The organism is Streptomyces sp. NPDC046881, assembly GCF_040645015.1.
In the GTDB taxonomy this organism is placed as follows: Bacteria; Actinomycetota; Actinomycetes; order Streptomycetales; family Streptomycetaceae; genus Streptomyces.
In genome coordinates, this window is sequence record NZ_JBEYXJ010000045.1 from 54719 (window position 1) to 61371 (window position 6653).

Sequence of the window (6653 nt, forward strand, 5' to 3'; positions counted from 1 at the left end):
AGCGCACGGCGTCCGGCCGCGCGCGGCACGCTCACCGTCGTGGTGACGCGTACGAGGCTCGGGGCGCGGGGCGCCGAGCCGAAACCGAACCGGACGGCGGGCTCGACCGGGGCGAGCGGGCCGAGGTCGCGCCCTTCGTGGACGGCGCTCACCGCGGTGATCCGGTGCAGATCGCGGGCGCCGTACCACTCGCGCCGGCCGCCGCCCGCGCTCCCGCGGGTCCGCGCCCCGAGCAGCACACGGGCCGGCGGATCGGTCAGCGCCGTCCAGCCGGTCCGGGCGGCCAGCGCTCCGGGCACGGCCCTCAGCAGCATCCCCGGCAGACTCCTGCGGCCGACGGTGAGGCGCAGGTCGAGCAGCGTACCGGCGGTCACCGTCCAGTGGTCGCCGCTGACGCGGACCCGTACCGGCACGATCCGCACCTCGTCGAAGGCGTAGGTGCCGGCGATGAAGTCCGCCGTGCGCCGGGTCGGGGCCAGCAGCAGGCGGTGGCCGTCCTCCCGCTCCAGCATCACGTCGCTGAACGGGCCGAACGGCGAGCAGGGCCAGTGGCCGAGCACCACGCGGGTCCCGGACGCCGTACCGACACCGGCGATCCAGCCGTCGAAGCGCAGCCGGGCGGGGCCCGGTGGGGCCGCGTTCATCCGTCCGGGGCGGCGCGGTGGGGGGGCCGGCCGCGGCGCCGTACCGGGTGCGAGACGCCCAGGCGCACGTTCCGGACCCCGTCCGAGAAGTGCACGATGGGCTCCGTCACGGGCGGGGGCAGCCCCGCGACCAGGGTGACCGTCTCCGACAGCGCGTCGAGACGCGCCTCGCGCAGGGGCCACGGGGCGTGTTCGACGGGGGTCTCCCAGAGGGCGCCGAGCTGCCGGGTGAAGGCCCGCCAGCGCGAGGTCAGCCACACGTCCCGGCGGCTGGGCCGGATCGGTTCGCCCGGCCGGACCGACAGGCGGTACCGGGGCCCGTTGCCCCGCCGCGCGCCGCTGTAGGCCACCACGCCGTCGCGCCGCGCCAGCTCCAGGCGGCCGACGTGGTACGGCACCCCCACCGCGCGGGCGGCCAGCATCACCGGGCTGGCCACCTCGATGGACAGGAACCACAGCCCCTGCCCGCCGTCGGGGCCCCGCACGTAGGTGCGCAGGTTGGTCTCCGCGAAGGGGGGCAGGGCGGCGGGCGAGCCGGGCGGGCGCACACCGGCCATGACGAACGGCGTGAGGCTCACCCACGCCGAGCCGTCGTACGTGTCCACGGCCAGCCCGCGCGGGAGGAGCGGCTGGATCCGAGCGGGCGGGTAGGCCCAGTGCACGAACGTCTGCGTCAGCCAGTCGGCCCGCAGCTCCGGCACGTACACACGGTGAGGGGGTCCATACGAGACCACGGGCACCGACTCCCCCGGAGCGCGGCCCCGAAACCCGGCGCGCCGCGGCACGGGGTGTTCAGCCGCCCCACACGGACCAGGACGCCGTTCCGTGCGCGGACGCCAGGACGCCGAGCAGGACCAGGTCCGCGATGCCCAGTCCCAGCCCGAGGAAGGCGCGGAACCGGCGTGGGGTGTCCCGGCGCAGGGCGATGACGGCCAGCACGATGGCGATGGGGCCGAGGAGGAGGTTGAGGACGAGCAGCCCGACGAGTCCGAGGACGAAGGAGGCCACGGCCATGCCCTCGGTGTCCCGTCGGCCCGTCCGGTACGACGGAGGAGCGGTCAGCCGCATGTCAGACCCTCCTCGTCCGGTTGCGCCGGCGCCGTTCGCGGCCCGCGAAGACGACCAGCCAGACGGCGATGAGCGAGCCGAGCACCAGCGTGAGCGGCCAGGGGAGATAGGCGGCCGTTCCCACGACGAGGCCCAGCAGGAGCAGGGCGACGACCAGGAAGAGCACGGCTACCTCCCCGCTCCGCCGACCGTCGCGGCGGTGACCGGGCACGGCGGTCGTCGCACCGGTGCCGTCGGCTGCTTGCTCGGCTGCTGCTGGGACCGTCGGGTCCGCCTCTTCAACGCGTTCATGACATCGCGGGTTACCCGCGAGCGCCGTCTCACGCGCCCTTCCCGACGGGTCGTCAGCGGCACCGTCCCCGGCTCAGCTCGCGCGCGTGCCGCCACCTCGGCGGATACGGCCCAGCAGGTCCCGGTGGTAGGCGGCGAGTCGGCCGGCCGGCACCGGGGCGGGGCTGCCGGCGAGGGTGTACCAGGTGTCGCTGCCGGAATGCTGGATGGCGACCCGCGCACTGTGGCCGTCGGCCAGGAGGATGGTGGCGACGGTGAGGTCGCCGGTGATGACGCCGACCTCGTCGGTCATCGCCCCGCCGGGTCCGGCCGTGACCCGGTCGACGTAACTGTTGATGCTGGGAGGGTTGTTCATGGGGCGCAGGTTTCCACCTACCCGGCCGGGATGCCCCGCACCGCGCAGGTGTCACCCGCGGGTGTCCCCGCGTTGGGCGTGCGGCCGGCCCTCAGCCGAACAGCGGGAGCCGGTCCGCCGCCGCACCCAGGGCGGCGCGTTCGGCGTCGGTCGGTGCGGCCCGCCCGGTGCCCAGGCGCGCGTACCGCTCGTCGCTCCAGTCCGCCGGGGCGGCCCGGCCGAGCAGGCCGTCCAGCGTGGCGCGCACCGCCGTCAGGCCCTCGGGCGAGGGTCCGGCGGCGAGCGGGAGGCCGACGGTCAGGTCGAGATGGTGGACGGTCGCCTCCACCGCCAGCGTGGTGATCAGGTCGCCGGCCGTCAGCACGTGCCCCTGGGTGGCCACGCGCCGGGCCGGATCGGCCGCGTCCGCCGCGTGCACGGCCGCCGCCAGCGTCTCCAGATACAGTTCCTGCAACTGACCGAAGACCAGGAACATGCTCCCGTTCACCCGCGCCCAGCGCCGCCCGTTCGCCGCGCCGGCGGTGTCCGGCCGCCAGTCCCGCCAGTACGTCACCGCGTCCCGGTCGACGGGCTCGACCGACGGCGTGTGCAGGGCCACGAGACCGCGCTGGGCGTCCTGCAGACAGTGGAAGACGAGGTCGCGGACCGCCCAGCCCGTGCAGCCGGTCGGCAACCAGGACTCCTCGTCACCCAGCCCCGCGACGACGGCCGAGGCGGCCTCGTAGGCGGCGCGCAACGTCCGTGCCGGCGCCGTGCCGTGCGCCATGCTCATGTGAACTCCCCGGAGTGTGCTGCGATTGCGGGCGGCTGCGGCGAGGCCGAGGGCGGCCAGGACCTCCACCGCCTCGGTGACGCACGTACGTCCGTGTACCCGCCCGCAGGTTCGCCCGCGCCCTGCGGTACGCCCGCCGACCGGGAACCTCCGCCTTGGCGTTCTGCTGGTCCCGGCGGGGCCTCCCCCCGTTCACCCGGAACGCGCACGTCTGCGGCGGCCCAGCGGTCCCATTCTGGCAAGGGTGGCAGGGTCTGTCCGGCCGAACGGTCAACTGCGCACGGCTGGACGCCCGTTCACACCCGGCTGGAGGTCGCCGTGTCCGCGGACAGTCGCTGGGCGACGTAGATCGGCACGACCGACAGCAGGACCAGGACGGCGGCCACGACGTTCACCACCGGGGCCTGCCGGGGGCGGGTCATGTTGCCGAAGATCCAGATGGGGAGGGTCTCGATGCCCGGCCCCGCGGTGAACGTGGTGACCACGATCTCGTCGAAGGACAGGGCGAAGGCGAGCAGGGCGCCCGCGAGCAGCGCGGAGCGGACGAGCGGGAAGGTGACGTCGGCGAAGGCGCGGAAGGTGGTGGCGCCGAGGTCCATGGCGGCCTCCTCGTAGGAGGCGGCCGTACGGCGCAGCCGGGCCACCACGTTGTTGAAGACCACGACGATGCAGAAGGTGGCGTGGCCGACGATCACGGTGAACAGGCCGAGGCCCACGCCGAGCGGCGCCAGGACCGTGCTGAACGCCGAGTTGAGGGCGATGCCGGTGACGATGCCGGGCAGGGCGATGGGCAGGACGACGACGAAGGAGACGGTGTCGCGGCCGAAGAAGCGGTGCCGGGCCACGGCGAAGGCGATCAGGGTGCCGAGGACCAGTGCGAGGGCGGTGGCCCCCAGCCCCGCCTTCACCGAGGTCCACAGGGCCGCGCGGGCACCGGCGTTGTGCGCGGCCACCGACCACCAGTGCGGGGTGAGCCCCGACGGCGGCCAGCTCGCGCTGCGGTCGGGGTTCAGGGAGTTGACCAGGACGAGCAGCAGCGGGACGTAGATCACCGCGAACCCGAGCCCGGCGCCGATGCGCAGGGCGATGCGCGCGGGGCGGCTGAGATGCATGGCGCTCTTCTCCTCCAGGTTCTGCACGTTCTCCGGGTGTGCGGGCTACAGGCTGTTGAGGGCGCCCGTGCGGCGGATCGCCAGCAGGTACAGAACGATCACGGCGACGGGCACGGTGCCGAGCGCGGCGGCCATGGGCAGGTTGAGTTCGATGTTGGAGTACACGAGGTTGCCGATCAGCTGCGTCTTGCCGCCGACGATCTGCACGGTGATGTAGTCGCCGAGGCTGAGCGAGAAGGTGAACACCGAGCCGGCGGCGACCGAGGGCAGCACCATGGGCAGGACGACCGAGCGGAAGGTCCGCCCCGGCCGCGCCCCGAGGTCGGCGGAGGCCTCCAGCAGGCTGGCCGGGAGCTGCTCCAGGGCCGTGTGGAGGGGCAGGATCATGTACGGCAGCCAGAGGTAGGTCAGGGTGAGGACCGTGGCGGGCAGGCCGTAGCCGGGGCCGCTCAGCCCGAACGGCGCGAGCATCCAGTCGGCGAGGCCGCCCTCGGAGAGGATCAGCCGCCAGGCGTACACCTTGACCAGGTAACTAGCCCACAGCGGGGTGAGGATGGCCACGACGAGCAGCGGACGCCACTTCGGCCGGGCCACGCGGGCGGTGTAGAAGGCGAGCGGGAAGGCGATCACCGCGCACAGCACGGTCACCGCGAGGGCCACCCCGACGCTGCGCAGGACGACCTGGCGGAAGACCGGGGTGGTGAACAGCGCGTGGAAGTTGTCCGTCGACCAGACCTTCACCACCTGGGAGGTGAAGGAGTTCGTGGTCCAGAAGGCGGAGACGAACAGGACCGCCAGCGAGCCGAGGTACAGGACGGTGAGCCACAGCAGCGGGGCGGTGAGCAGGAGGGCCAGGCGCAGCCGGGGCCTGCGGTGCAGGGTTCCGGCGAGCCGCCGGGCGGTGCCCCGGCCGGCGGCGGTCGGCACGTCGGTCGGCACGGCTCAGCCCTTGATCTCGGTCCAGGCCTGCACCCACTTGGCGTACGGCACGCACGTCACGTCCGTGCGGCCGTCCAGGCACTGCTCGATGGGCGTGTTCCAGAAGGCGATCCTCTTCCAGTAGTTCTCGTCGGCGGCGTGGTAGACGGTGCAGAAGTTCTTGTCCGCGGTCTGCGCGCACGCCTTGGAGTTGGCCGGTGCCTCGCCGAAGTACTCGGCGACCTGGGCGTTGACCTTGGGGGAGACGATCCAGTCGAGCCACTTGTAGGCGCAGTTGGGGTGCTTGGCCTTCGCGGAGACCATCCAGGTGTCCGACCAGCCGGTCGAACCCTCCTTCGGGACCAGTGCCTTGACCTTCGCGCCCTCGGCGGCGGCGAGGTTGGCGATGACCTGCCAGGTCGTGCCGACCACCGAGTCACCGCTCTTGAAGGCGGAGACCTCCTTCAGGTAGTCGCTCCAGTACTCGCCGACATTCGCGTTCTGCTGTTTGAGCAGCGCCACGGCCGCGTCGAACTGCTTCTGGTCGAGGGCGTAGGGATCCTTGATCTTCAACTCGGGCTTGGTGGCCTTCAGGTAGAGGGCCGCGTCGGCGATGTAGATCGGCGAGTCGTACGCGGTGACGTGCCCCTTGTACCGGGAGGCGTCGTCGAAGACGGCGGACCAGGAGGTGGGCGCGGGCGTCACCTTCGCGGTGTCGTACATCAGCAGGTTGGCGCCCCGGCCGTGCGGGATGCCGTACATCGTCCCCCGCACGGAGTTCCAGGCACCGTTCTTCAGCCCGCTGAAGACGTCCCGGTAGTTGGGGACCAGGTCGGTGTTGACGGGGGCCGCGTCACCGGAGGCGATCAGGCGCAGGGAGGCGTCGCCGGAGGCGGAGACGGCGTCGTACTCGCCGGTCTTCATCAGTTTGACCATCTCGTCCGAGCTGGCGGCGACCTTGGAGTGGACCTGGCAGCCCGTCCGCTTCTCGAAGCCGGAGACCCAGTCCGCCTTGGGGTCGTTGGAGCCGTCCTCGACATAGCCGGCCCAGGCGATCAGGTTGACCTGGCCCTCGGTCGCGCCGAGCTTCGTCGGCGCCTTGAGGTCGGGCGGGTTGAGGCCGGTGGCGGACGGACCGCCGGAACCGGCGGAGTCGCAGGCGGCGGCGAGCAGCAGCGCGGCGGCGCAGACGGCCGAGGAGCGCAGGGTACGGGTGAGGCGCACGGCGTTCTCCAGGGGTGGGGACGGTGTCAGGAGGGCAGGCGGACGGCGTGCCGGCGGTGCCACTGGAGGCGGACGCGGGTGCCGCGGTAGGCGGCGACGTCCGCGGAGGAGGTCTCCAGGTTCTGCTGGAGCGCGGTGAGCCGGCCGCCGCCGTCCAGGTCGACCAGGAAGCGGGTGGCGGGGGGGGGGGGGGGGGGCGGCGGGGGCGGGGGCGGGGTGGGGGGGTGGGGGGGGGGGGGCGGGGTCGGGGGGGGGGGGGAGGGGGCGCG

Annotated in this window: 9 protein-coding genes and 1 pseudogene; all 10 read right to left on the reverse strand. The window is 73.4% G+C overall.

Features of this window, described 5'->3' with window-relative positions; translation table 11 throughout:
- Positions 1-23: 23 nt before the first annotated feature.
- Positions 24-644 (reverse strand): annotated as a pseudogene (locus ABZ923_RS22010) (hypothetical protein); the annotation flags it as partial.
- Positions 641-1351 (reverse strand): DUF2071 domain-containing protein, encoded by a 711-nt coding sequence (locus ABZ923_RS22015; protein ID WP_361474383.1) that lies wholly within the window; start codon positions 1349-1351, stop codon positions 641-643. The gene ABZ923_RS22015 and the pseudogene ABZ923_RS22010, both read right to left, overlap by 4 nt.
- Positions 1352-1436: 85 nt before the next feature.
- Positions 1437-1712, reverse strand: coding sequence for a DUF4190 domain-containing protein (locus ABZ923_RS22020; protein ID WP_361474386.1), 276 nt, complete (start codon positions 1710-1712; stop codon positions 1437-1439).
- A 1-nt stretch (position 1713) separates the two neighbouring features.
- On the reverse strand, positions 1714-1878 hold the full coding sequence (locus ABZ923_RS22025; RefSeq protein ID WP_199833654.1) for a hypothetical protein: 165 nt from the start codon (positions 1876-1878) through the stop codon (positions 1714-1716).
- Between the two features lie 198 nt (positions 1879-2076).
- Entirely contained in the window at positions 2077-2358 is a 282-nt protein-coding gene (locus tag ABZ923_RS22030) for a hypothetical protein (protein WP_361474389.1), read from the reverse strand.
- A 91-nt stretch (positions 2359-2449) separates the two neighbouring features.
- Positions 2450-3130, reverse strand: coding sequence for a maleylpyruvate isomerase N-terminal domain-containing protein (locus ABZ923_RS22035; protein ID WP_361474392.1), 681 nt, complete (start codon positions 3128-3130; stop codon positions 2450-2452).
- Between the two features lie 296 nt (positions 3131-3426).
- Entirely contained in the window at positions 3427-4242 is an 816-nt protein-coding gene (locus tag ABZ923_RS22040; protein WP_361474395.1) for an ABC transporter permease, read from the reverse strand.
- 45 nt (positions 4243-4287) lie between these two features.
- Complete coding sequence (locus ABZ923_RS22045) at positions 4288-5181, reverse strand: ABC transporter permease (RefSeq protein WP_361474398.1); 894 nt, start codon at positions 5179-5181, stop codon at positions 4288-4290.
- Between the two features lie 3 nt (positions 5182-5184).
- A complete protein-coding gene (locus tag ABZ923_RS22050; protein WP_361474401.1) occupies positions 5185-6384 on the reverse strand; it encodes an ABC transporter substrate-binding protein in 1200 nt (399 codons plus the stop codon).
- A gap of 26 nt (positions 6385-6410) precedes the next feature.
- Positions 6411-6653 (reverse strand): TOBE domain-containing protein (locus ABZ923_RS22055; RefSeq protein ID WP_361474404.1); only part of this gene is annotated, 243 nt, incomplete at its 5' end.

What these genes read in the sequence shown, in the direction of transcription:
- ABZ923_RS22020 (WP_361474386.1), bottom strand. Translation starts at nt 1,712, where the DNA reads ATGCGGCTGACCGCTCCTCCGTCGTACCGGACGGGCCGACGGGACACC.
- ABZ923_RS22030 (WP_361474389.1), bottom strand. Translation starts at nt 2,358, where the DNA reads ATGAACAACCCTCCCAGCATCAACAGTTACGTCGACCGGGTCACGGCC.
- ABZ923_RS22035 (WP_361474392.1), bottom strand. Translation starts at nt 3,130, where the DNA reads ATGAGCATGGCGCACGGCACGGCGCCGGCACGGACGTTGCGCGCCGCC.
- ABZ923_RS22040 (WP_361474395.1), bottom strand. Translation starts at nt 4,242, where the DNA reads ATGCATCTCAGCCGCCCCGCGCGCATCGCCCTGCGCATCGGCGCCGGG.